The sequence below is a fragment of the Bacillus arachidis genome (genome assembly GCF_030285945.1).
Lineage (GTDB): Bacteria > Bacillota > Bacilli > Bacillales > Bacillaceae_G > Bacillus_A > Bacillus_A arachidis.
The window spans coordinates 55,555-82,500 of the sequence record NZ_CP127376.1 but is presented as its reverse complement, the minus strand read 5'-3'; the positions used below and the strand labels follow the sequence as shown (position 1 = coordinate 82,500).

Below are 26,946 nucleotides of genomic sequence, written 5' to 3'. Positions count from 1 at the left end.
TGTCGTTGTACCTAGTACTTGTTTCGCAATATGAGCAATCATATTTTCTGTTAGTTTCATAATATCTTTATAATCAGCATACGCTTCATATAATTCAATCATTGTAAATTCAGGATTATGACGCGTTGATACACCTTCATTACGGAATACACGGCCGATTTCGTATACTTTCTCTAAACCACCTACAATAAGGCGCTTTAAGTGCAATTCAATTGCAATACGCATATATAGTTCCATATCTAATGCATTATGGTGTGTGATGAACGGACGAGCAGATGCCCCACCGGCAATCGCATGCATCATCGGTGTTTCTACTTCAAGGTAACCATTATCATCTAGATACCTTCTCATTTCACGAATGATTTTACTACGAGTAACAAATGTTTCGCGGCTCTCCATACTTGTAATTAAATCTAAGTAACGTTGACGATAGCGTTGTTCAACATCTTTCAATCCATGGTATTTATCTGGCAATGGACGAAGTGCTTTCGTTAGTAACGTAAAGCCTGTTGCCTTTACTGAAAGTTCTCCTACGTTTGTTTTGAAAACTTTCCCTTCGATTCCTACTAAATCACCTAAGTCAGCTGTCTTAAATAATTCATATTGCTCATCTCCAACAGCATCTTTACGAACATAAATTTGAACTTGTCCGTGTAAATCTTGAAGATGTGCAAAACCTGCTTTCCCTTTACCGCGCTTCGTCATAATACGACCAGCAATAGAAACTGAGATTTCTTTCTCTTCTAATTCTTCTTTAGAGAGCTCTCCATACAAGTTTAATAATTCTTTGGTTGAATTCGTACGTTCAAAACGTTTACCAAACGGATCGATCCCTTGTTCGCGTAAATTATGTAACTTCTCACGACGAACAAGCAATTGGTCATTTAATTCTTCGTGGTTCATGTTATCCATGGTATTGATATCACTCCAGCTCTATTAAATTTTACAATATATACAGTATATCATTTTCTACTCAACTAGAAAAACTGCCAGTAGTATACTGGCAGTTCTTCTTTCTTTCACGTAATTATAGGTAGTGAGAGCAGGAATGTCAAACGTTCTCTCCCCTTTTTTTAACCAACGTGAATTGTTTCTTGTTTTGCTTCTACTTCTTCTACAAACGCCCCTAGCAAGGAAGCAAGGTCCTCACGCGTATTGCACGTATTAATTGCATTACGCACTCCTGCATTACCACGAACACCTTTTAAATACCAAGCTGCGTGCTTTCTCATTTCTCTTACTGCAATATCTTCGTTCTTTAAATCAATAAGACGATCTAAGTGGAGCATACATACATCTATCTTCTCACGCACTGTTGGTTCTGGTAATAACTCTCCTGTTTCTAAATAATTTACCGTACGATAAATCATCCAAGGATTACCAAGGGCCGCTCGACCTATCATAACACCATCGACACCAACTTCATCAAGCATGCGTTTTGCATCTTGAGGTGTTTCCACGTCACCATTTCCGATAACCGGAATATTTACAGATTGTTTTACTTGTTTAATAATATCCCAATCCGCTTTTCCTTCATACATTTGAACACGTGTACGTCCGTGAACCGCCACTGCTTGGCCACCTGCACGTTCAACAGCTCTAGCATTTTCAATTGCGAAAATATGGTCTTCGTCCCAACCAATACGCATTTTAACTGTAACCGGCTTTTCAACAGCATCTACAACTGCTGCTACCATTTCATACACCTTATTTGGATCTAATAACCATTTTGCACCAGCATCACACTTTGTAATTTTCGGAACTGGGCAACCCATATTGATATCGATAATATCCGCCGTTGTGTTTTTATCTACATATTTCGCAGCACCAACAAGCGTTTCTTTCTCACCACCAAAAATTTGTAAACTTAGTGGCTTCTCCCTCTCATCAATATATAACATATCTAATGTTCTTTGGTTATTAAATAAAATCGCCTTATCACTTACCATTTCAGCACATACTAAACCCGCACCAAATTCTTTTACAGTTAGACGGAATGCGGAGTTACATACCCCCGCCATCGGTGCTAATACAACTGGATTCTTCATCTCGATGTTTGCAATCTTTAACACTCGACTATCTCCTTCCTTTGTCCTCACTTTGGCATTAATTCATCTATTGAAATATTTAATGTCTTCGCAACTTCTACTACAAAATCTTGAGAAGGGGTTCTATTCCCTCTCTCGACTTCTCCTAAAACGGATACAGATACCCCTAATTCCCTTGCAAAACCTTCTTGCGTATAACCTTTTAATTTCCGAAAAGCACGAATGCGTCTTCCCCATTTTTCTGCTTCCATACCGTTACTCCCTCTCGCCTTTTCATTTCATCTACTTGTGAACGTGAAATATCTCGTTTTATATCTCGATTAATCTCTAACAACGGAACGATAACAAAAGCTCTTTCGAACATCCGCGGATGCGGAACAATAAGATTCTCTGCTTCAATATTTTCTTGATTATAGAGCAAAATGTCAAGGTCAATGGTTCTCGGGCCCCATCTAATTTCCCTTTTCCTTCCTAAATCAATCTCAACCTTTTGCGTTATTTTCAACAACTCTTGCGGTAGTAAATTGGTAGAAATTTTTATAACTAGATTTAAAAAACGATTTTGATCTGTATATCCAACTGGATCTGTTTCATATACAGAGGAAACATCTTTCACTTGAATATAAGGATTTTTATTTAATAACTCAATCGCTTCCAATAAATAAGCATAGCGATCACCAATATTTGATCCTAACGAAACGTATACATCATTTTTCATAATCGTTCTCTCGTAATTTCTACCGCCACAGCACGGTAATGCCCTGGGATTGGCGGGTCTGGTTTAACAACCTTTACTGTACACCGTAAAATACTTACGTATCGAGTCAATATATTCGCCGCTATATTTTCCGCTATACTTTCTACAAGTTTGTACGTTTGATCCTCAACTACTTGCTTGCAAAGTTCAAAGAGCTCCCCATAGTTTACCGAATGCTCTAAGTTATCACTTTCGCCCGCTTGTTTTAAATCCAGCTCCACAGTTAAATCCACTTTAAATCTTTGTCCCAATTTATTCTCTTCTGGAAATACACCATGATAGCCATAAAACTCCATGTCATGGATATAAATTTTATCCAATCACTTTCCCCCCTTACCAATCATCGCATCCATCATCTTCGCCATACGCGCCATTTCTTTCACATCATGAACACGAATCATTTCACAACCTTTTTCAATACCAAGACACACCGACGCCCCAGTTCCTTCTACACGTTCCTCTACCGGCAAGTCTAAAACATGACCAATAAATGATTTTCTGGAAGTCGCAAGAAGAACCGGATACCCTAATACATTTAGCTTTTCTAAATTACGCATCACTTCTAAATTTTGTTCTACCGTCTTCGCAAAACCGATACCTGGATCTAAAATAATATTTTCATCAGGTACACCCGCATCTTTTGCAATTTTAACACTCTCATATAAATCCGCAATCATATCAGCCATTAAATTACGATAGTTTGTGTTATCACGATTATGCATTAAGATAATCGGTACATTATAACGTGCTGCCACTTCCGCAATTTTCGATTCAGCCTTCGCTCCCCATATATCATTAATAACATGGGCACCCGCTTCAATTGCTTGCTTAGCTACTTCAGCTTTATACGTATCAATAGAAATAGGCACTTTCACTTCTTTCGAAATCGCTCGAATCATCGGAATCACGCGTCTTAACTCTTCTTCCACTGAAACTTTCGCGAAGCCAGGACGAGTTGATTCCCCACCAATATCAATAATATCAGCACCGCCGGCCACCATTTCCCTCGCGTGACTTACAGCTGCGTTTACCTCATCGTAGTTTCCACCATCTGAGAATGAATCTGGTGTAACATTTAAAATCCCCATGATTAATGTCTTTTTATTTAAATTCAGCGTATATTCGCCGCAGCGTAAATCATAACTCCACTTCACACTACACATCTCCTCTCCGCAATTCATTTCGGCTCCAAAGCTTTCCTCTATGCATTTCATACACACGCATCAGTTGCTTTGTAACCTCGCCTTCTTTACCCGGGAAATCTCTCTCTTCAATATGGCGAAATGGCACGATTTCTTGAACAGAATTTGTTACAAACACCTCATCAGCGGAAAGTAACTCATCTTTCGTAAAGAAACCTTCCTCCACTTGTATATTCAACATTTCAGCAATCTGTATAATAAAAGCGCGAGTAATCCCATTTAAAATCCCTGTTTCAAGCGAAGGCGTATATAAAACACTTCCCTTCACAAAAAAGAGATTCGAAACAATCCCTTCCGCTATATGACCAGCTTCAGTTAAGAAAATCCCCTCTTTACTTACAACATTTCCAATTTCACGTTTTCCTAAAATGTTATTTAAATAATGATGAGACTTTAAACGAAACGCTCCTTCCGGTGTATTTCGTGTTTGTTTCAAAATAATGCCTTCCTTTTCCACTACTACACCTGGAGCTGCCAAAGGCTTTATAAATACAATAACAGAAGGCTCTTCATAAACCTCTGTTTGCAAACCTATTTCATCTATACCAGCCGATACATTAAAGCGAATATACGCATGATTTAGCCCATTCCTTACAAGTAATTCTTGTAAAATGCGACACACATCTTCTTTTGTCATCGTCCACTCGATTTGGAGCGTAGAAAGAGCATCCATTAAACGTTCATAGTGATCGTCTAATAAAAATGGATGCCCGTCATAAATACGAAACGTTTCAAAAACACCTAGTCCATATAAATATCCATGATCATATGGGGAGATTTTTGCTTCACTCGCTTCCACATATGTACCATTTACATAAATTAACATGATGATACACTCGGACTATAACTGCGGATAAAGTTCTGCAGTAACTCTTTCCCATGGGAAGTCATAATAGACTCTGGGTGGAATTGCACTCCTTCGATTGGCAATGTTTTATGACGAAGCCCCATAATCTCTCCCTCTTCTGTCCAAGATGTTACTTCTAAACATTCTGGCAATGTTTCCTTTTTAACAATAAGAGAATGATAACGAGTTGCCGTAAATGGATTAGGAATTTCCGAAAAAATTGTTTTCCCATCATGATACATCGGAGAGGTTTTCCCATGCATTAAACGTTCCGCACGAACAACATCTCCTCCAAATACCTGCGCAATCGATTGGTGACCAAGACACACTCCAAAAATTGGAATCCTCCCTGCAAAATGCTTAATAACATTCATACTTACACCAGCTTCATTAGGACTACAAGGCCCTGGAGAAATCATTAAAAAGTCTGGTTTCATTTGTTCAATATCTGAAATTGTAACTTCATCATTACGCTTAACTACCAGTTCCTGTCCAAGTTCTCCAAGAAACTGTACTAAATTAAATGTAAAAGAATCATAATTATCAATCATCAATATCATTTCTCTCACCTAACCGTTTCTTCGCTGCATTCTTTTGCACGCCATAGAGCGATTGCTTTTTTTAACGACTCTTTATACTCATTTTTCGGATTTGAATCAATTACAATCCCTGCCCCGGCCTGCACATACGCTTGTCCATCCTTTGCAAGGAGCGTCCGAATCACAATATTTAACTCCATATCCCCTGAATAACCAATCCAACCAATTGAACCTGTATAAATCCCACGGCGAACCGGTTCTAATTCTTCTATAATTTCCATTGTACGTATTTTAGGTGCTCCCGTAATCGTTCCACCCGGAAACACAGCTCTTACTAAATCAAAAGCATCCTTATCTTCCCGGACCTCTCCACGAACATTAGAAACTATATGCATAACATGCGAATATTTTTCAATTACCATGAATTCATCTACTTCAACAGTCCCGTACTTACAAACTCGCCCTAAATCATTTCGCTCTAAATCTACAAGCATCACGTGTTCTGCTCGTTCTTTTTCATTTTCAATTAACTCTTTCGCCAAACTCTCGTCTTCTTGCTCATCCTTCCCTCGAGAACGCGTGCCAGCAATCGGACGAGTACTCACTTCAGTCCCTTGTTTTTTAATTAATAATTCAGGTGAGCCACTAACAATTTGAAAATCTCCAAGTTCTAAATACCCCATATATGGTGATGGATTAATTTCACGAAGACTCGTATAAATTTCGAGCGGATGTGTTTGCAATGTTTTCTCTTGCCTTGTCGACAGATTTACTTGAAATACATCCCCAGCTCCAATGTACTCTTGAATACGCTGAACAGCTTCCATAAATCCTTCTTCTGTAAAAGCTACTGCTTCATTTCTATTTTCAGGACATTCAAATGGCACTTTAACTTCAGGAGCTTCCTGCAACCAAAGATTCTTCCATTCATTTAAACGATTTTCCGCTTCCTCACGTTCATCTATATAATGTGTAATAATCCATAGCACTTTTTCCTTTTGATCATACACAAACACATCATTGAATAATAAAAAGAATACGTCAGGTATATCCACATCATCCTTAGCAAGAGATGGAAGCTTCTCAATATAACGGATACAATCATAACTAAAATATCCAATTGCACCACCTTGAAACGGAGGATACTTTGGATTATGATCCGTTTTCCATTGTTCCATATAATGTTGCATCAAATCTAATGGATTCCCTCTTTGTATTGTTTCCTTACCACTTTCACTTATATGTAATGTTTCATTCTTCCCCCGAATTACCGCTACAGGATCAAGCCCTGCAATAGTATAACGACCACCGCGACCACTTTCTAGTAAGATATGTTGGTGCTTATTCTGAGAAAGAAACTTATACTGCTTAAAAAAATCTAACTGATATGGAATAGAAAGCGCTAAAGATTTTCTTCGTTGCATATCAACACCCCGTCTTCTTTTATCCCACTCCCTTAGACGAATCATCTCAAATCACAGATAGTTAATAGGAAATAATTATCCTTGAGAGCTAGTGAAAATAATTTAACTTTACTACTACTTATTTTACATGAAGTTTTCTAGTCATTCACTCTTTTCCTATTTTCAAACGAAAAAAGAAAAAGCATCCCTGTTAAGGAATGCTTTCTTCTGACCGCACTGATTATGATTCAAATTGATAAAGCGGCGTGCTTAAATAACGCTCACCATTACTTGGAATAATTACAAGAACCTTTTTCCCTTTACCAAGTTTTTTCGCAACTTCTGTCGCAGCATAAATGACAGCACCTGAAGAAATACCAACTAAAATACCTTCTTCACGAGCTACCCTTCTTGCATATTCAAATGCCTGTTCTGTCTTCACTTGAATAATTTCATCATATACTTCTACATCCAATGTTTCAGGAACAAATCCAGCCCCAATACCTTGAATTTTATGTGGACCTGGTTTTCCACCAGATAACACTGGAGAATCCGCAGGTTCTACTGCATAAATTTTAATGTCTTTATATGTTTCCTTTAACACTTCACCAGCACCTGTAATTGTCCCACCAGTACCGATACCAGCAATAAATGCATCTAATTGATTGCCCATCTGCTCAACAATTTCTGGACCTGTCGTCAAACGATGAATTTCTGGATTCGCCTGGTTTTGGAATTGTTGTGGTATAAAGTAACCATGATCTTTTGCCAATTCAGTCGCCTTACGAATTGCACCACCCATTCCTTCTGGACCTGGAGTTAATACTAATTCTGCTCCATAAGCGCGTAATAAGTTACGACGTTCGATACTCATTGTTTCTGGCATTACTAAAATCGCCTTATAACCTTTTGCAGCTGCCACCATCGCTAAACCAATTCCTGTGTTACCGCTAGTCGGCTCAATGATTGTATCGCCTTCTTTTAATAAACCTTTTTTCTCAGCAACTTCGATCATGGATAGTGCAATACGATCTTTTACGCTACTTCCAGGATTCATAAATTCTAATTTTAAGTAAATGTCTGCACTGTCTTGTTCTACGATGCGGTTCAACTTAACGATCGGCGTTTTCCCGATTAATTCTGAAACTGATTGTGCCACTCGCATTCCTGTCACTCCTAACACCGAGTATTTTTATTGGTTTTGTCTATTTTTTAATTTTGTCAGAAAATTCCCTATTTGTCAATCTATTCGAAGGATTGATTCCCCATGAACAATTTTATTACAGGCTTTCAATTAAGTTTGTAATATCTTCTTTAGAAAATCTATATCGTTCATTACAGAAATGACAATGCACCTCTGTCTCATCCTCTTCTTCACGAACTTGTTCTAATTCTTTCTTACCCAGACTAATCAATACACTCTCAATACGCTCACGAGAACATGTACAATTAAATTGAACATCCATTGTTTCTAATACTTTCACTTTGTCTTTCCCTAATACTTCATATAATAATTCTTCTGGTGAAAGACCTTGTTCAATTAACTTTGACACAGGCGGAATTTTTTGTAGGCGTTCCTCAATAAATGAAATTGTCTCCTCTTGCGCACCTGGCATAATCTGCAAAATAAATCCGCCAGCCGCTAAGATGCTATCATCCCCATTTACAAGAACTCCAACACCAACAGAAGAAGGCGTTTGCTCAGAAACAGCGAAATAATATGTGAAGTCTTCTCCTAATTCACCTGAAACAATTGGAGATTGTCCGATAAATGGTTCACGCATACCGATATCTTTAATAACCGTTAAAGAACCCTCTGTACCCACAGCTTGATATACACGTAACTTACCTTGCTCCGTCGATTCGAAATCAACATGTGGATTCGTTACATACCCACGTACATCTCCATTTGCATGAGCATCCACTAAAATCGGACCAAGCGGACCATTCCCTTCTACTTTAATCGTCAGCTTCTGATCACCTTTTAACATAGCTCCCATCATTGTACCAGCTGTTAACGAACGCCCAAGCGCAGCAGAAGCAGTCCGCCATGTATCATGACGCCTTTGTGCCTCACTTACTGTATTTGTTGTACGTACACCGTATGCACGAACCTCTCCATCAAACGCTAACGCTTTTACTAAATAATCTTTCATCCTTATTTATTCACCCTTCTCATGTTGTAAATTTGCATTACGTTCATATAACATATACAAGCCCTTCAATGTTAAAAACGGATCTACAATATCAATTACATTAGATTCTTCCGCAATTAATTTTGCTAATCCACCAGTTGCAATAACTTTCGGTTCTTGTTTAGCTTCTTCTTTCATACGCTTCACAATACCTTCCACTTGTCCAACATATCCATAAAGAATCCCTGATTGCATTGCACTTATCGTATTTTTCCCAACAACACTACTTGGTTTTGTAATTTCAATACGAGGAAGTTTTGCTGCCCGACTGTATAAAGCCTCTGCCGAAATCATAATGCCCGGTGTAATTACACCACCCATATAATGCTTATTCTCGTTAATATAACAATATGTAGTAGCCGTTCCAAAATCGACAATAATCAGAGGACTTCCATATAACTGGATGCCAGCTACAGCATTTACAATACGATCCGCTCCAACTTCACGTGGATTTTCATATTTAATATTTAAACCTGTTTTTATTCCCGGCCCCACTACAAGCGGTTTAATTTTGAAATACTTCTCACACATACGCTCTAAGGCGAACATAATTGGTGGTACAACCGAAGATACAATAATTCCTTTCACATCTTGGAAAGAAAGGCCCTCATGTTCAAGTAACTGTTTCACTAACATACCATATTCATCTTCCGTTTTATGACGGTCCGTCTCCATACGCCAATGTTGGCGAAGTTCCCCATCTTCAAATACACCAAGTACCGCATTTGTATTCCCTACATCCAATACAAAAATCATATTCTCACCACTTATCTTATTTAATCTATATTTGTGCAGTATGTACAAAACTTATAATGCCATCATATCATACATACCCATATAATCAGTTTTTCCATCTTCATCATTTTACAAAAAGATCGTTCATCATTTCAATTTTTAATGCAAAGAAGCTTCAAATTTATATACAATTACATAAATTCCTCAGCATAGAAAAAAGGAGTGACTATTGTCACTCCTTCATTTTTTATTTATCTTCTACGTTCTCATCATCTTTTTTCATTGTGATATTTACTTTCACATCTTCAGATGACTTCTTACGCTCAGGTAAAACTCCATAATCATATAAATGATTAATTTGCTCTGCATCTAACGTTTCCACTTCAAGTAGTGTTTTTGCAATAATATCTAGCTTATCACGTTTTTCAGTAAGAATTTGTTTTGCACGAGCGTAACATTCTTTCATAATACTTTGCATTTCCATGTCAATTTCATGTGCAATTGCATCACTGTAGTTTTGTTCCGAATGAAAATCTCTTCCTAAGAACACTTGACCACCTTGTGAGCTACCAAACTGCATCGGTCCAAGCTTATCACTCATACCAAATTCCGTTACCATACGTCTCGCAATGCCAGTCGCACGTTGGAAGTCGTTGTGAGCTCCTGTACTTACTTCACCAAATACAATCTCCTCAGCCACTCGGCCACCGAGTAAACCAGTGATTTTATCAAGTAATTCTGGCTTTGTCATGAAGTAACGATCTTCTTTCGGAAGCATTACTGCATATCCACCAGCTTGACCACGAGGGACAATTGTTACTTTATGAACGATATCCGCTTCATCAAGTACAACACCAATTACAGTGTGACCTGCTTCATGGAATGCGACAATGTTGCGTTCTTTTTCAGAAATAACACGACTTTTCTTAGCAGGACCTGCAATCACGCGATCCGTCGCCTCATCGATATCAGACATGTCAATTTTCTTTTTATCTTGACGCGCAGCTACTAACGCAGCTTCATTTAATAAGTTTTCAAGATCTGCACCAGAGAATCCTGGTGTACGAGTTGCAATCGCTCTTAGATTGATATCCTCATCAAGCGGCTTATTACGAGCATGTACCTTCAGTACTGCTTCACGTCCATTTACATCTGGACGATCAACTGTAATTTGACGATCAAAACGTCCTGGACGTAATAATGCTGGATCAAGAATATCCGGACGGTTTGTTGCAGCGATGATAATAATACCTTCGTTTGCACCGAATCCATCCATTTCAACAAGAAGTTGGTTTAACGTTTGTTCACGCTCATCGTGACCACCGCCAAGACCCGCTCCACGTTGACGACCTACCGCATCAATTTCATCGATAAAAATGATACAAGGAGCATTTTTCTTCGCATTTTCAAATAAATCACGTACACGGGAAGCACCGACACCGACGAACATCTCTACGAAATCAGAACCACTGATAGAGAAGAAAGGAACGCCAGCCTCACCTGCAACAGCACGCGCAAGTAATGTTTTACCTGTACCTGGAGGTCCAACTAATAGAACACCCTTAGGAATACGGGCACCAACCTCAGCAAACTTACGAGGATCTTTTAAGAATTCTACTACCTCAACAAGCTCCTGTTTCTCTTCGTCTGCTCCAGCTACATCTCTGAAGCGTACTTTTTTCTTTTCATCATTGTATAACTTCGCCTTACTCTTTCCGAAGTTCATAACACGGCTACCACCGCCCTGAGCTTGGTTTAGTAAGAAGAAGAATAAAATGAAGATAATTACAAACGGGATAATAGAAGTAAAGAATGTCACCCAAGCACTTGTTTCTTCAGCTGGTTGATACTTCACTTCAGCACCTTGTGCTTTGTCATTAATTTTCTTTTGTAATTCTTCAGTATTTGGTGCATAAGTAACAAATTGCTCTTCCTTACTAGTATTGCTAAATTGTCCTTTTACCTCAAATACACCATTCTTTGGTTGAAGTTGCACATTACGCACTTCACCCTTTTCAAGTTTAGTAATGAATTTATCGTAGCTAACTGATGTCGTTTTTTGTGTTGAACCATTAAAATAGCTCACGATTCCAATTACTACTAAGAATATCAGTAAATAAAAGATGGTATTACGGAAGATACGATTCATTCCTAACCTCCTCTCACGGCATAAACACTATAGTAAATCGTAACATAGAAAAACTTTCCTATCCAATGATAACGCCTGTAGTTAATTAATTTGAGTAAACGCTTGGTTTTAATACTCCAACATAAGGAAGATTACGATATTGCTCCTTATAATCTAAGCCATATCCTACTACAAATTCATGAGGAACAGTAAATCCAACGTAATCTGCTTTTAGGTCTACTTTGCGACCAGTTGGCTTATCTAAAAGCGTAACAATCTTTACAGATTTCGCCTTACGATATTTGAATAGGTCCACTAAGTAGCTTAATGTAAGACCGCTATCAATAATATCTTCAACGATTAAAATATCGCGACCTTCTACAGAAGTATCAAGGTCCTTTAAAATTTTCACTTCACCTGTTGAAACTGTAGAATGACCGTAGCTAGAAACAGCCATAAAATCCATTTCAAGATATGTATCTGTTCTTTTTAATAAGTCTGCCATAAATGGCATTGCACCCTTTAATACACCAATTGCAAGAGGTACTGTATGTTTATAATCCTCTGCAATAATTGCACCTAGCTCGTGCACCTTTTCTTGTATTTGTTCTTCGGAAATTAATACTTTTTCGATATCTTGATTCATCATTTCATTATCCTCCTGGAAGACTCCTTGCTTTTGTAGTGAATAATCATATATTTATCCTTATCTGTTGTTCCATGTGAAATGGCAAATGCAGATCGTTTTAACAATGGAACCCAAATAATATTCCCTCTTGCATCACAAACAATCGGCCACTCTTCTCTTTTTTCTTTTGGTACTTTTGCCTCGATAAAAATAGCTTTTATCTTTTTTGTACCACTCATACCTTGTATTGACATGCGATCTCCATTTTCTCTAGAGCGGATATGAAGAGGATATGATATATCATTATACTTAGCAACAAATACCGTTTCATTCATGTTGCTTGGTAGTTCCTCATTTACTTCTGCTACAAGCTCATCCCCGTTTGCTAATGTAACGGCACCAGGTACTGATAAAACTTGTGAAAAAGGAAAAACAATTTCTTGTTTAAACCGGAAACTACATTCTTCATATGTACGAACAATTTTTAGGTCACTAGGAAAGTCAAGTGAGCCTGAAGGATGCGTTCGCTTAAAAAATGCAATAACTTTGTCAATATGTATAGAAGAAAGCGAAGACGGAATCTTGTATTCATAAAGATAGTTTAATATTAGTTGAATCCCTCTTCTTTGTAAAGGCATAGGCATGGATTCAAAGGCAGGAATTGATAAGACGATGTGTTTATTACTTTTTTTTGTAATTACTTTATTCATCTTTTCAAAAGCTAATTCCTGCAAATACGCCTCATCCTCTTGCATAAGCATACTAAAATTTTGAAATCTCTCATGCACATGCGGATTTTCCTCTTTTAAATAAGGTAGAACATGCTTACGCAATCGATTCCTTGTATATACTTCCTTTTCGTTACTCGGATCCATGCGAGGTGTAATCCCTAGCCTATTACAATAAGCATTGATTTCTTCCTTTGTTACCGCTAATAATGGTCTAATTAAATACCCATTGTGGAAAGGACGTTTCACAGCAATTCCCGCATATCCCTTCGGAGTACTCCCTCGGACGAGGCGCATTAAAATCGTCTCCACTTGGTCATCTCCATGATGTCCAAGGGCTACATACAATGCACCATATTTCCTCATTATTCTTTCCAAAAATGCATATCGGCATTCTCTAGCAGCCACCTGTGCATTCATTCCATATTGCTGTTGATATTGCGACACATTAATTCTTATCGTTTCGCAAATAACCCCGACCTTCTGACAAAGTTTCTCCACAAATTGTAAGTCTTTGTAGGATTCATCTCCTCTAAACATGTGATCTACATGCGCAACTACAATTTTCAATTCTTTCTCTTCCCGTTTCTCTAATAGATAATATAAAAGAGCTAAAGAATCAGGGCCTCCAGAAACTCCTACAACAATTGTCGAATGTTCTTTTAATACATCATGCCGTTTTGCAAACTCATCTACCTTTTCAACAAATGTATCTTTCAACTTTGCAATCACCTTTCATTAAACAAAAAACAATATCTTGCCTTGCTTATAATGGTACAACTTTTACAAACTTTGTGCAAAAAAAAGATGTACAAAATTCACATTTTTATCTTACATCCATCTCCTATCTTCACAGGACAAATGAAACTAATTCCTCCTATAAAAAAAGGCCTAGGTATTACCCTAGACCTCAGAACCAAATTTTGAAAACTTACACTCCCCTATTGCGCCTGTTTACCCACAAGCGGAATCGTAGCCCACTTTGGCATATTCTTCTTTACCTTCGCAACGACAATTGTCATATCGTCATTAATATAACCATCACCAGAACGAATAACCTCTTCCATAATAATATCAGCAATTTCTTGCGGATCATCTGTTTGCAGTTCTTTAATTTTACGTTTCATCCACAATTCATGGTTTTCCACATGCTGTGCTCCTTCAAAAATCCCATCGCTCATCATAACTAGAATATCTTCTGTTTTTAATTGTTCACCAACAACATCTACCTCAACATCCTCAATAATTCCCATTGGCAAATTGCTTGCTTCTATTTTAAAAACGGTATTTCCACGTTTTACAAAGCTTGGTGTTGAACCAATTTTTAAGAACTTAGCGCTCGCGTCACGTAAATCTACCATAGCTAAATCGAGCGTCGTAAACATTTCCTCTGTCGTTCTCAATGAAAGAATTGAATTAATAGACTTAATGGCAATTTCTTCATCAATACCGGATTGCAGTATTTTTTGTAACAATTTGACCGTTTCTTTACTTTCCATATGTGCCCTTTGTCCATTTCCCATTCCATCACTAATAGCAAGAGCATACTTTCCAACACTTAAATCCATCATCGCATACGAATCCCCTGATACAAATCCTCCTCCTTTTGCTGCTGTAGCAAGCCCTGTATCAAGAGAAAATGTTTTTGCTGACCCAAAAGATATCATGCTATGACCATTTGGATAAGCAGAAGGCTCCTCATGTTTAACCACAATATTTTCTTTTAAAATATCCGAAAGCATCGGAGCAACTAACTTTTCACATTCACCATGTTGATTAGATGCCGCAGGAATCATCATTTCAATATCAATATTTCCTCTATCTAAACAATAAATATCAACATGTTCCACCTCAACACCAAAGTCACGAAATGCTTGTAAAATCCGCTCTTCCTGCACTTGATGATTTTCCCGTTCACGCTGAATTTCTTTCGCAAAATCTTCCATTACTTTCGAGACACCTAATAATTGTTCTGCCACAATTCTACGATTCTCTTTCATTTGTTTTCGTAACTTTTGCCCCTCATAGAAATGACCTAATTCCCCTGCCATTAAATCTGTTACTTTTTTTCCTCTTACACAGTGTTTTTCCCACTCACGAACCAACTTACGGTTATGTTGAAGCGTTCCTTCTTCTGTTTCATCCATAATTTGTTTCATATAATCATATGTTTTATCGAAATTCACTACCCAGCATTGATCCTTTTTAAAACATGATTGGCATGTCTTTGCTGTAATTGTACTTAAAAATAAATCAGCCTCCGTCTCCTTGTCCTCTTCTTCCACATATCCATATATTGAAAAACTATTAGATAATGCAGAGAATACATTTGCAAACTGATTAATTTTATTCGCCGTAACATCACGCATTCTTCTTAAATATTGTTGTTGATCATGAGAATGTTCTTGTGTTCCTGGCATAAATTTAGCAAACCGATCAATAATTACCTTTGGCGTTAATAGAAAGAACCCTATCGCTACTCCAGATTCTATTAAAGTTGTTATAATATTCGTTTGTTTATCGACGTATAATGTAATTAAACTTGTACCAATTAACAACCCTAAACTAACTCCAAGACGCTTTCCTTCTTTTAATAATCCACCAAGTAACCCCGAAAAGGCTAATAAGCTAAGTTGAGACAAACTAGCTACATTTGCTAAACTCAATATCAATCCCGTAACAACCCCTACTGTTGAACCAGTAGCTGCACCTGCAACAAAAGCAAATAATAGTACTAAATATCTAGTAAAAACATGTTGAACTGAGGCGTCGTAAATAAACCAATCTGTTGTACCTGTTAATACGGATGCAAGTAATATAATTAAACAAACAATTTCTTCTGTTTCCAATGCTTGCTGTTTCCCTTTTCTTTCTGTTAGCAATGGCACACTTTGTAAAAAAATCATTGTTAAAACAAAACTAAGTCCTGCTTCAATGGTACTTACGAGTAAATCATATGTCGTGACAGTTTGCTGCGCGAAGTAAACAACAGCGAGATGTGCGGTTAATGCGGAGATAAATACTTGAAATGGTACAAGTCCAACAATTTTACGTGTAAACCGACTAAAGAAGATATTATAAATGAAGAAAGTAAAAATAGATGCAAAGGCAAAAAACAAATTATCTATTGAAACGGAAAGCGCACCACCCATAAGGGCAAGAAATGCGAGCGGCATCTTATCACGTTTCATTACATAAACAGCAGCAAAAAATGGTAGTGCAAACGGCAAAATGTTCGTTAATATATATGCTCGTCCTAAAAGAAAACCGATTACAGCAATAACAAATCCCCATCTAAAGAAAACTTGCTCTAATTTCACTTTCAACTTGCTTGTCCATGTGATTGATCTGAGTTGCCCATCATTCATAGCCAGTGTACTTGTGTTTACAGTGTTCCTTCCTGCTTTTGGCATATTTTTAACACCACCTGCATAGTTTAATTACTGTCATTATAAAAGATAATTATTGGGGTTTTTGTCAAAACAACAGTTCTCACCTACATAATCGTTCGACTTTTTATTCAAAATAAACCTATATATATACAAGTTGTTAAGGCTAAACACTTATAAAGGAGTGAAAATTCAAAAAATAAAAGGTGTTTTTGTAGAAGCTTTGTACTTCTTTACAATTTTTCAACAAAAAAAGATCATGCGTATATGCATGATCTTTTTTAGATGACCCGTACGGGATTCGAACCCGTGTTACCGCCGTGAAAGGGCGGTGTCTTAACCACTTGACCAACGGGCCGTTAAAATAAATATAGCGGCGGAGGGGATCGAACCCCCGACCTCACGGGTATGAACCGTACGCTCTAGCCAGCTGAGCTACACCGCCATGTCGTCTTATTTAACGGACAATTAGTATCTTATATCAAATACGTTTTAAAGTCAACACGTTTCAAAAAGTTTTTTATTCTTTTTTTTAATATACTCATTTACATAAAAAAGCACCCCGAGTAAATTACCCTGGGCACCTCTCTATATGTGAAAAATAAAACGTTCGTTTTATCCGCGACGAGCGCCACGGCCACCACGTTTAGATTCTGTATTACGCTTTAAAGAAGTTAAACGATCTTCACTGTCTTTTAAAAAGCGTGCCATCTTTTGCTCGAATGTTTCTTTTTGATTCCCACCGTTATCACGGCCACCACGGTTATCTCTGTTAAAAGAACGATTGCGTTGCGGACGTCCAGAACGTTGTTGATCACCACCACGTTGATATTCACCGCGTGGACGATCTCCTTCTGGTCTTACACGTTCTTTCGCTTTTTTGATAGATAGACCGATTTTCCCATCTTTTTCAACATTAATAACTTTTACTTCTACTTCATCGCCTACTTTTAAGTGATCATTAATATCCTTCACATAATTATCAGCAACTTCACTAATATGAACAAGACCCGTTAAGCCTTCTGGCAGCTCCACAAAAGCCCCAAAATTTGTAATACCTGTTACTTTACCTTGTAACTTGCTGCCTACCTCGATTGACATAAAAAAAATGCTCCTCCTTAGTGATTAAAAAGTCAAATTTTACTTTATTATATATAATCCTAAAATATAGTGTCAATAAGACACACTCTACTTAGAAACAGGAAAAATTATCTCTCCTTTTCCAGAGAAGAAATAATCTCTCCTAGCAATCTTTAAAACATACTCTTCGTCATTCAACTTTTGAACATCATCTTGTAATTTTTTTTCTTTCTTTGTTAATGAACCCAATTCTTTTTTCATCTCTTCAATCTTTACTTCTTTTGCTTTAATGGAACTATTTTGTTGATAAAACGTTACGCTAATACTCGCAATAGTTGTAAAAGCAAACACAAAAAAAACTGCTAATCGGCGATATAATCGCTTCCTGTTTTCGTTCGTTTGTATTATATGTTCTTTTACAGAATTTGGATTCTGTTCTACGATCATTCTTTGCTTCAGTTCCCTCATTTCCGAGGTCCCCCTAACTTCTTTTTTATACGCTCCCAGATTTGACAGATATACTTCTTCAATTTCTTTGTATGTTCCAGTATTCCCACATATCTCTTTATAAAAAGTTTAACACGATTAGGGAGAAGTTTCCATATAAGCAAAGTAAGAAATCGAACAGGCCAGAAAAAAACTTTCCATACCAAAAGTAATATCCATGCAGAACATTTCCACAACACACGCCCGATTGAAAATAGTATACGAAATAAGAATAATATAAAAGCAATAATAAGCTGCGCTATAATAATAACAGGTTTTATCATAAGTAGCTGTACAATTTGAATAAAAAATTGTATCGTTTGCACAAAAACATAAATGAGAAAATTCAATACTCGCATGTACACTGCTTTCAATAAGCTTTGATATGCAGCAAAGCCACAAAGCAAAGCTACAAAAACATATATACGTAATTCAGCTTCATTTACAATGAGCAATACGTAAAAGGCAAACAGTGCTTGGACAATCCAAAACAGTATATCATATATAAATACAAGCCAACGCTTACGCTGTGGTCGCTTTAAAAAACGTTGGTATGTATCTAACGCCGCCCCAATCCAAGCACCCATTCCAATCATAGAAAGCATTGTATACAGTTGAATCGTTAAACTCATTTAAACAACTTACTAAAGAATCCTTTAGCTTTCTCCCCTTGATTTTCATCAATGTACAACATCTCATGAATTTTCCCTTTAATGGATACAATGCCTTTTTCTACATCTAAATTTTTCATTTGTAAGTTTTGACCACGAATTGTTAAAAACCCCATTACAGTTTCTAATAAAAACTCTTCACTATCAAAACTCTCTACTTGTTTTACGCCTGTAATATCTATTACACGTCTACCACGCATAATAATATCATGCTCTACAGAAACATTCTGTTGATTAGAAGACAAAGCTGAGTAGCCCTTATTCACGTCAATCCCCCCATAGCTTTATACTATCTAGTAAATAATGTATGAGGAGATGAAATAATTTAGAACAAGCCTTCTTCTGCTTTCACTTTCTCTTCACGAACTACTGTATACATGTTAGCTGCATCTTCTTTTTTCGTTGTTTCTTTTAACTCATTTACCTTTACAGTTACTACCTTTTGCCCAAAACGAATTGTTAGCTCGTCATCTACTTTTACATCAGAACTTGCCTTTGCAGCTTGCCCATTAATCATAATTCTTCCCTGGTCGGCTACTTCTTTTGCCAATGTTCTTCTTTTAATTAAACGTGACACTTTCAAAAATTTATCTAAACGCATCTCATTTCCCCCCTTATTGATTCTCTATCTGTTTTGCTTCTTCCCATAAAGCGTCCATTTGCTCTAAAGTTAATTCCTGCATTTCCTTATTCATTTCAGCTACTTTCGCTTCCATGTATATAAATCGGCTTATGAATTTTTCATTTGTTGTATGCAATGCTTCTTCTGGATTCAGTTTATAGTAACGAGCAATATTAACAAAGGCAAATAATAAATCTCCAAATTCACTTAACATTTTTCCCTTATCCATCTTTGCAACTTCTTGCTCGAACTCTTTCAATTCTTCAAAAACTTTCTCCATCATTGGCTGTACATCATCCCAATCAAAACCAACTGTTCCTGCTTTTTTCTGAATTTCATACGCACGCATTAATTGTGGCAAACTTTTAGGAATTCCTGTTAAAATAGATTCCCTTACATGTCCCTTTTCTTGTTTTTTAATTTCTTCCCAATTTGAAACAACTTCTTCCGCATTCTCCACATCCATATCTCCAAATACATGCGGGTGACGACGTACCATTTTCTCAGATAGCGTTCGGATAATATCATCAACGGAGAACCAACCCTCATCTTCTCCAATTTGAGCATGAAGCATAACTTGTAATAACACATCACCAAGCTCTTCAACCAAGTGATCATCATCTTCTTCATCAATTGCTTCTAGCACTTCATATGCTTCTTCAATTAAATATTTCTTTAAAGACTGATGCGTTTGTTTTTTATCCCATGGACAGCCATTTGGTCCACGAAGCTCAGCAATGATTTCTCGGAGCACATCAAATTGTTGATATAAAGAAGCTCTCTCATTAACAGGCGGCACATATACGCTCGTTAAATTGTTCAATTCTGCTTCATGATCTAACATATAGAGCGGAACTTTTTTCACTTGCTCAAACGACGTCCCTGCAGCTGTTACAATGTACACGTCATACTCATCTGGCAACATCTCCATTAATGTTAATTTCACCTCAGATGCAACAAACGCATCATATACTTGGCAAAAAATTAAATGTTGGCGTAATTCTAATTGACCTCGTTCAAATGAAGTTGCATCAATCAACTGAAATCCTTCAATTGGGTCTATCTTCAAACTAGCAAACATCGGATCCAAAAAGCTTTGTCCACCTTCAATTTGCACCTTAATCTGCTTTTCTTTCCCTTTTTGTAAAAGCAATTGAACAGTTCGCTCCGCAACAAGTGGATGACCTGGTACAGCATATACAATATCCGTACTTTGCGCCTGTTCTATTAACGTATCTGCAATTGTTTCGTACACAATCTCAAATGTATCATGCGCCTCATATACATCATCAAAAGCTGTATATTTTACACCTTCTTTTTCTAATTCTTCAATAACTGGGTGTTCCTTCGTACGAATATACATATGATCTGCTTCTTTTATCTTTCTGTACACACCCATTGTCAGCTGGTCTAACTCACCAGCACCTAATCCTAAAATCGTGATTATTCTACTCACAACCATTCACCTCTATCCACTCTTCTTCAATGAAGCTTGTACCTTTTCTTGCTTCATAACAGTTCCTAATTCTTTTTTTGTAAAAACATTAAATTTCATAATTAAAAATAGATATACCAAGCCGCCAATCACTACGCCTAGTAATGCTTCTACTACAGCCAAGCCTCTATGTCCTTCATCACTTGCTAGTCCAAATCCTTCATAAATAAACATAAATAGCATTAATATAATAGCCATTCCTAATCCACTGACCGTTATACCCAATATGCTTTGTTTCTGAATGAGCGGCTCTTCTATAACTCGAATAAGCAAAGTACTATTTAATAAGGCAATAACCATAAGTGAAATTACCGTTGCTACAGCCGCTCCAGTTACACCCAATTGTGGCATTAATATATAATTGAACAATAATTTTAGACACCCACCAAATACAACAAACAACGCTGGCTTTACAGTTTGACCAAGCCCTTGCAGAATAGAAGCTGTTGTAATGGATAAGGAACTAAATAAAATAGTAACAGCTAAAATAGCTAATACACTTGATCCCTCACTATTTTCAAACAACATAATATTTGTCGGTTTAATAATACACGCTAGCCCTAATGAAGCTGCAACGCCAATTACAAAAGTTATCTTCAATGCTAACTGCACCTTTTGTTGAATAAACAGTCTATCCCCTCGCTCTTTCGCCGCTGTAATAATCGGAATAAGCGAAAGTGAAAACGAAGTTGTCACAACTGTACCAAGCTGCATAAGAGGAATACTTCTGTCGTAAACACCCTTTAATACTTTTGCAATTTCTCCTGGTTCTCCTGCCTGAATAAGCAAAGTATAAAATGAAACTGAATCTGCCATTTGGATAAAAATTAACACTAAATTACTAACACAAATAGCTATTCCTTGCCAAAAAAGAATTCGAATTATCTCTTTCTTATTTCGTATCCTTTTCCATCCTCGCAAAAAAATTGAACGAAAATTATGTCGCATATAAAATAAAAGCACGATTATACCGATACATCCACCTGCAATCGATCCAAACATCGCCCCTGCTCCAACTGTATATAAATCAAATTGATGTGCCGTGAGAAACAGCGATAAAAACACAATAATTGAAACACGAATCGTTTGCTCCATCACTTGTGATATAGCTGTCGGCATCATATTGTTAAACCCTTGAAAGTATCCTTTTGCAACAGATAAAAAAGGCATTAACAAGAATGAAAACGAAATAACTCTTAGCAGTTTATCTAAATTTACATCACCCATAACTGAAGCAATTGTGTGAGCACCAAAAAATACTGTAAAGAAACCTATACAGCCAATTCCCAATAAAAACCAAAAAGAAACACAAATAATCTCCTCTGCCTCTTCTTGCTTCCCTTGTTCCAAACGCCCTGCTACCATCTTAGAAATGATGATGGGAAAACCATAAGTAGCTAAAATTAAACAAAATCCATAAAACGGGTAAATTTGTTGATAAATATAAAAACCCACATCACCCGCTATATTTTGATATGGAATACGGTAAAAAGCGCTTAATACTTTCGTAACAAAACTTGCAATCGTTAATATAATAGCCCCGCGCCAAAAAGCTTGATACTTCTTCGCTTCCATACGAGAAAACTCCTTTTCCTATTCTCATCCCTCGTATTATATCACAAAGAAAAAAACAGGCTTCTTTTTAGATTTATACAATAAAAAAGGTAGCAAGACGCTACCTTTTAATGAAATACAATCCTATTTTCCGAAAAAAATTCCTTTTTATAACAAACATTATAATTAAGAAAAATTACTGTTCCATTTGTTTTGCTAAAAAGCTTGCAGCGGTATTTACCGCCTTATGCTCTACTTCACTTATAACCGCTTCTTTTGAAAAAATGATAACAGCTCCAATTGGATCCCCATTTGCGACAATTGGGCCAACTGTATAAGAGCTAACCTTTTCAGTTACCCCATCAATAATCGAAATTTCACTTTCATCTGTCATAACAACAGACTTTCGATCTTCCATCGTTTTTTCGATTAAATCACCGACACTTTTATTTAAGTATTCTTTTTTTGATACCCCAGCTACAGCGATAATGGAATCGCGATCACATACGAGTACGTTATGTCCTAAGCTATCGTATAAAGCATCAGCATATTCTTTTGCAAAATCACCTAATTCACTAATCGGAGAATATTTTTTCAAAATTACTTCTCCATCGCGATCAACAAAAATTTCTAACGGGTCCCCTTCTCGGATACGAAGAGTCCTACGAATTTCTTTCGGAATTACTACCCTACCTAAATCATCAATTCGACGTACGATTCCAGTTGCTTTCATTCTAATGCTGCCTCACTTTCTACTGATGATGAAAGTGGTGAATTTACCTGTTCATGTAAAAATCACCAACTGTTAAACATAGTATTTTACACATTAGTTCTTCTATGCACGTCGAATTACATTTTTTATTTTGTTTTAGGCATTTATTACTTCTTTTTTCACATCAGGCAAGCCTTTTAATAAATTTTCGGCAATTGTTAACCATTTTGATGTATCTAATCCATTCGTTTTCATAACAATTTTCAAACGAGAACCTTCCATACCAAGGCCAATCATGCGCCCAAAGCTATTACCGAGCATGAATAATTTTCCACCATCAATATTTTGACTTGCTTGCTCTGAGAATAAAAATGTCACTTCAAATTTTGTTTGTTTAATTAGCTCAATCTGTTCTTTCGTTGCCAATACTTTAATATTTGCAATTTGCAATAGATATCCAACTTCTTGCGGATAATCACCAAAACGATCAATCATTTCTTCTTGCAATTCCTCAATATCTTCAATTGTAGAGACACCTCTAAATTGTTTGTACATCATAATTTTTTGCTTACTATCAGAAATATAAGCATCTGGTAAATATGCATCCACTTCTAAATCAATTTCAACATCAATTACATTTTCAACCCCTTGCGTTCCTTTACGCTGCTCGATTGCATCCTTTAACATTTGGGAATATAAATCAAATCCGACAGAATCGATGAATCCATGTTGCTCAGCACCTAACAAGTTTCCAGCACCACGAATAGATAAATCTCGCATTGCGATTTTAAATCCAGATCCAAGCTCTGTAAATTCTTTTATTGCCTGTAAACGCTTCTCAGCGACCTCTGATAACACTTTATCACGCTTATAAGCAAAGTATGCATAAGCAACGCGGTTTGAACGACCAACGCGTCCACGAAGCTGATAAAGCTGTGATAATCCCATGCGATCGGCATCAAATACAATTAATGTATTTACATTAGGAATATCAACGCCTGTTTCAATAATTGTGGTACTTACAAGAACATCATGCTGTCCATCTAAAAATGATAACATGACAGATTCTAATTCACCCTCATTCATTTTCCCATGTGCATACGTCACACGTGCTTCTGGAACTAACATAGAGATTTCATCTGCTTTTCTTTCAATATCTTCAACACGATTATATAAGAAATAAATTTGGCCGCCCCTCGCAAGTTCCCGTTCTATCGCTTCTCGAATTAATCCTGGATTATACTCCACCACATATGTTTGTACCGGGAAACGGTTTTCTGGTGGCGTCTCAATAACAGATAAATCTCGTACACCTAGCATAGACATATGGAGCGTACGTGGAATTGGCGTTGCTGTTAATGTTAATACGTCAACATTTGCTTTCAATTGTTTAATTTTTTCTTTATGTGTAACACCAAATCGCTGCTCTTCATCGATAATAAGTAAACCTAAATCTTTATAGGTTACATCTTTAGATAAAATGCGATGTGTTCCAATAACAATATCAACCGTTCCATCTTTTAAACCTTTAATCGTTTCATTTTGTTGTTTTCTAGTACGGAACCTGCTTAGCAATCCAATATTAATTGGGTAATCTTGAAAACGCTCCCGAATCGTTTCATAGTGTTGTTGCGCAAGAATCGTTGTCGGTACTAAAATCGCAACTTGCTTTTCATCCATAATTGCTTTAAATGCCGCACGAATCGCAACTTCTGTTTTACCATATCCAACATCACCACATAGAAGTCGATCCATCGGACGCCCACGTTCCATATCTTTCTTAATTTCTTCAATAGAACGCAACTGATCTTCGGTCTCCTGGTATGGGAAAGATGATTCGAACTCCTGCTGTTCGGCAGTGTCTGGCGTATATGCATATCCTTTTGAAGCTTCACGCTCTGCATACAACTTAATTAAGTCATCCGCAATATCCTGAACCGATTTTTCTACCTTCGTTTTGACCTTCTTCCAATCATTTCCGCCTAGTTTATAAACTTTCGGATCCTTACCTTCTGACCCTACATATTTTTGTACTTGATCAATTTGTTCAATTGGCACATATAACTTATCATTGCCTTGATATTTAATATTCAAATAATCTTTATGAACACCATTAATTTCTAGAGTCTCAATTCCTAAGAATTTACCAATACCATGATTCACGTGAACAACGTAGTCGCCAACTTTTAACTCAGAATAACTTTTAATACGCTCTGCATTGGATAGTTTTTGCTTACGTTGTGATTTTTTTACTTTTTTATGGAAAAGCTCTTTTTCTGTAATAACAACAAACTTCTGCATCGGCATTTCAAAACCTGCATGCAAATCACCTACAGCGATTTGAAGACGACCAGGAAGCAATATATCTGTAGATTCTATAATATCTGCTTCAATATCATAATCACTTAAAATATATTGTAATTTTTTTGCGCGTTCTTCATCTGTTCCTAATACAACTGTCGTGAAATTTCCTTCAGTCCATCGATCAATTTCTGTTTTTAACAGCTGCATTTGCCCATGAAAGTCCTGCATTGTTTTACAAGTTACATTAACAATATTTTGCGGGTGCGTATGCGCAATGTGGCGCAAAAATAATGTTAAATATACGAAGCTTCTTTTTTTATGATGTAAAAACTCTTCAAATTGATGAGAGAACTCCAAATCCTGAATAATTGTCCCTTCACTCAGAAGCGATGTATACCATTCTGCTTCTTCTGCCTCAAGGTGTGATGCCGTTTCTTGAATGCGCGAAATTTCATCTAAAATAACAACACCATTCTCCGGTAAATAGTCTATTAGACTAGCATGTTCTTTATAAAAGATAGATAAATATTTAAACATTTGCTCTATTGTCTGTCCGTTTTTTAATATTTCTATCTCATGACTAACAGTTTCCAGTACCGCTGTCTTAATTTTATCATCAGAGAGCCTCTGCATCGTCTTCATTAAACCTTCTTCAAGACGCTCTACCCCTAATTTCAATTCATCTTTTGAAAATAAAAATTCCGTCGCAGGACCGAATCTTACGCTTTCTTTTTTGTCTTGAGAGCGTTGTTCTTCTACATCGAATAAGCGAATAGAATCTACTTCCGTATCAAAGAATTCTATACGAAACGGTAATTCTTCAGTTAACGGATAAATATCCAATATTCCCCCGCGCAAACTAAATTCTCCAGGAGCTTCTACCATTGACTTACGTTCATATCCTATATCATGCAACATATGAAGCAATGCATCTAAATCAATCTCTTGCCCTAGACTAATCTCGATTTGTTTTTGCTTCCATAATTCTTTTATTGGTAAAAATCTACGTAATCCGGCAACAGGAGCGACGATAATACCGTTCTCTCCCATAGCTAAACGGTTTAACACTTCAATGCGCTGCGCCTTAAGCTCAGGGCTTGCAACCCCAATTTCTGACGCAATTAATTCATTAACTGGATATAGCCAAACATCTTTTTCACCAAGCAGTGATACTAAATCCTCATATACTTTTTGTGCTTGATACAAATTATGTGTCACAACAAGCTGTGACTGCTTTGTTTTCTTATATAAAGCAGCCATTAATAGAGAACGAGAAGAAGTTGCCATACCTGATACAAGCTGTTCTTTCAATCCCTCTTCTAGTCCATTAATAATGGATTGTATTTCTTTATTTTTATAAAATTGCTCTAATAACCCTATCATTTTCAAAACTCCTCTCAACATAAAAGAGCAAGTTAATATA

25 protein-coding genes and 2 tRNA genes (1 of these 27 only partly in view) are annotated in these 26,946 nt (G+C 36.8%); all 27 read right to left on the bottom strand.

The annotated features are described in order from the left end of the window. Positions 1-912 carry the 5' portion of a lysine--tRNA ligase gene (gene lysS, locus QRY57_RS02070; protein ID WP_208019222.1) on the bottom strand. 588 nt of this gene lie to the left of the window's left edge, so only the first 912 of its 1,500 coding nucleotides appear in the window; the start codon lies at positions 910-912; its stop codon lies beyond the left edge, outside the window. Between the two features lie 161 nt (positions 913-1,073). Beyond that, positions 1,074-2,072 carry a tRNA dihydrouridine synthase DusB gene (dusB, locus tag QRY57_RS02065; protein WP_098302835.1) on the bottom strand — a complete coding sequence of 333 codons (999 nt, stop codon included), beginning with the start codon at positions 2,070-2,072 and terminating at the stop codon, positions 1,074-1,076. Positions 2,073-2,095: 23 nt separating this feature from the next. Beyond that, on the bottom strand, positions 2,096-2,299 hold the full coding sequence (locus QRY57_RS02060) for a helix-turn-helix domain-containing protein (RefSeq protein ID WP_026593138.1): 204 nt from the start codon (positions 2,297-2,299) through the stop codon (positions 2,096-2,098). Then, positions 2,251-2,766, bottom strand: a complete 516-nt coding sequence (gene folK, locus QRY57_RS02055; RefSeq protein WP_026593137.1) for a 2-amino-4-hydroxy-6-hydroxymethyldihydropteridine diphosphokinase — start codon at positions 2,764-2,766, stop codon at positions 2,251-2,253. Before folK ends, QRY57_RS02060 begins: the two co-directional genes overlap by 49 nt. Next, positions 2,763-3,125 (bottom strand): dihydroneopterin aldolase, encoded by a 363-nt coding sequence (gene folB / locus QRY57_RS02050; protein WP_208019220.1) that lies wholly within the window; start codon positions 3,123-3,125, stop codon positions 2,763-2,765. The genes folK and folB overlap by 4 nt, the downstream gene beginning before the upstream one ends. Continuing rightward, a complete protein-coding gene (gene folP, locus QRY57_RS02045; RefSeq protein ID WP_286016581.1) occupies positions 3,126-3,986 on the bottom strand; it encodes a dihydropteroate synthase in 861 nt (286 codons plus the stop codon). Then, entirely contained in the window at positions 3,961-4,833 is an 873-nt protein-coding gene (gene pabC, locus QRY57_RS02040) for an aminodeoxychorismate lyase (protein ID WP_286016580.1), read from the bottom strand. The genes folP and pabC overlap by 26 nt, the downstream gene beginning before the upstream one ends. Continuing rightward, positions 4,827-5,414, bottom strand: a complete 588-nt coding sequence (gene pabA / locus QRY57_RS02035; RefSeq protein WP_286016579.1) for an aminodeoxychorismate/anthranilate synthase component II — start codon at positions 5,412-5,414, stop codon at positions 4,827-4,829. The genes pabC and pabA overlap by 7 nt, the downstream gene beginning before the upstream one ends. A gap of 5 nt (positions 5,415-5,419) precedes the next feature. Beyond that, positions 5,420-6,817: an anthranilate synthase component I gene (gene trpE / locus QRY57_RS02030; RefSeq protein WP_286016578.1), complete on the bottom strand. Its 1,398-nt coding sequence runs from the start codon at positions 6,815-6,817 to the stop codon at positions 5,420-5,422. A gap of 220 nt (positions 6,818-7,037) precedes the next feature. Continuing rightward, positions 7,038-7,961: a cysteine synthase A gene (gene cysK, locus QRY57_RS02025; RefSeq protein ID WP_026593131.1), complete on the bottom strand. Its 924-nt coding sequence runs from the start codon at positions 7,959-7,961 to the stop codon at positions 7,038-7,040. 115 nt (positions 7,962-8,076) lie between these two features. Then, complete coding sequence (gene hslO / locus QRY57_RS02020) at positions 8,077-8,952, bottom strand: redox-regulated molecular chaperone HslO (protein WP_286016577.1); 876 nt, start codon at positions 8,950-8,952, stop codon at positions 8,077-8,079. 6 nt (positions 8,953-8,958) lie between these two features. Continuing rightward, complete coding sequence (locus QRY57_RS02015; RefSeq protein ID WP_026593129.1) at positions 8,959-9,747, bottom strand: type III pantothenate kinase; 789 nt, start codon at positions 9,745-9,747, stop codon at positions 8,959-8,961. A 226-nt stretch (positions 9,748-9,973) separates the two neighbouring features. Beyond that, the gene (gene ftsH, locus QRY57_RS02010; RefSeq protein WP_286016576.1) at positions 9,974-11,875 is read right to left on the bottom strand and encodes an ATP-dependent zinc metalloprotease FtsH; all 1,902 of its coding nucleotides are present in this window, start codon (positions 11,873-11,875) and stop codon (positions 9,974-9,976) included. 85 nt (positions 11,876-11,960) lie between these two features. Next, the gene (hpt, locus tag QRY57_RS02005) at positions 11,961-12,503 is read right to left on the bottom strand and encodes a hypoxanthine phosphoribosyltransferase (protein ID WP_026593127.1); all 543 of its coding nucleotides are present in this window, start codon (positions 12,501-12,503) and stop codon (positions 11,961-11,963) included. Then, the gene (gene tilS, locus QRY57_RS02000) at positions 12,500-13,930 is read right to left on the bottom strand and encodes a tRNA lysidine(34) synthetase TilS (protein ID WP_208019214.1); all 1,431 of its coding nucleotides are present in this window, start codon (positions 13,928-13,930) and stop codon (positions 12,500-12,502) included. The genes hpt and tilS overlap by 4 nt, the downstream gene beginning before the upstream one ends. Positions 13,931-14,151: 221 nt before the next feature. Continuing rightward, entirely contained in the window at positions 14,152-16,623 is a 2,472-nt protein-coding gene (gene spoIIE / locus QRY57_RS01995) for a stage II sporulation protein E (protein WP_286016575.1), read from the bottom strand. Positions 16,624-16,885: 262 nt separating this feature from the next. Then, a tRNA-Glu gene (locus QRY57_RS01990) sits at positions 16,886-16,957 on the bottom strand. 13 nt (positions 16,958-16,970) lie between these two features. After that, positions 16,971-17,044: transfer RNA gene (locus QRY57_RS01985), tRNA-Met, on the bottom strand. Positions 17,045-17,214: 170 nt separating this feature from the next. Continuing rightward, positions 17,215-17,700 (bottom strand): S1 domain-containing RNA-binding protein, encoded by a 486-nt coding sequence (locus tag QRY57_RS01980; protein ID WP_026593124.1) that lies wholly within the window; start codon positions 17,698-17,700, stop codon positions 17,215-17,217. Positions 17,701-17,787: 87 nt separating this feature from the next. Further along, positions 17,788-18,147, bottom strand: coding sequence for a cell division protein DivIC (gene divIC, locus QRY57_RS01975; RefSeq protein ID WP_026593123.1), 360 nt, complete (start codon positions 18,145-18,147; stop codon positions 17,788-17,790). Next, entirely contained in the window at positions 18,144-18,797 is a 654-nt protein-coding gene (gene yabQ / locus QRY57_RS01970; RefSeq protein ID WP_208019211.1) for a spore cortex biosynthesis protein YabQ, read from the bottom strand. The genes divIC and yabQ overlap by 4 nt, the downstream gene beginning before the upstream one ends. Then, on the bottom strand, positions 18,794-19,102 hold the full coding sequence (gene yabP, locus QRY57_RS01965; RefSeq protein ID WP_026593121.1) for a sporulation protein YabP: 309 nt from the start codon (positions 19,100-19,102) through the stop codon (positions 18,794-18,796). The genes yabQ and yabP overlap by 4 nt, the downstream gene beginning before the upstream one ends. Positions 19,103-19,161: 59 nt before the next feature. After that, a complete protein-coding gene (locus QRY57_RS01960) occupies positions 19,162-19,437 on the bottom strand; it encodes an RNA-binding S4 domain-containing protein (protein ID WP_026593120.1) in 276 nt (91 codons plus the stop codon). 13 nt (positions 19,438-19,450) lie between these two features. Further along, complete coding sequence (yabN, locus tag QRY57_RS01955) at positions 19,451-20,914, bottom strand: bifunctional methyltransferase/pyrophosphohydrolase YabN (protein WP_286016574.1); 1,464 nt, start codon at positions 20,912-20,914, stop codon at positions 19,451-19,453. A 12-nt stretch (positions 20,915-20,926) separates the two neighbouring features. Further along, positions 20,927-22,528 (bottom strand): putative polysaccharide biosynthesis protein, encoded by a 1,602-nt coding sequence (locus QRY57_RS01950; protein WP_286016573.1) that lies wholly within the window; start codon positions 22,526-22,528, stop codon positions 20,927-20,929. 175 nt (positions 22,529-22,703) lie between these two features. Continuing rightward, the gene (gene spoVT / locus QRY57_RS01945; RefSeq protein WP_286016572.1) at positions 22,704-23,240 is read right to left on the bottom strand and encodes a stage V sporulation protein T; all 537 of its coding nucleotides are present in this window, start codon (positions 23,238-23,240) and stop codon (positions 22,704-22,706) included. Positions 23,241-23,375: 135 nt separating this feature from the next. Next, positions 23,376-26,906: a transcription-repair coupling factor gene (gene mfd, locus QRY57_RS01940; protein WP_208019208.1), complete on the bottom strand. Its 3,531-nt coding sequence runs from the start codon at positions 26,904-26,906 to the stop codon at positions 23,376-23,378. Positions 26,907-26,946 lie beyond the last annotated feature (40 nt).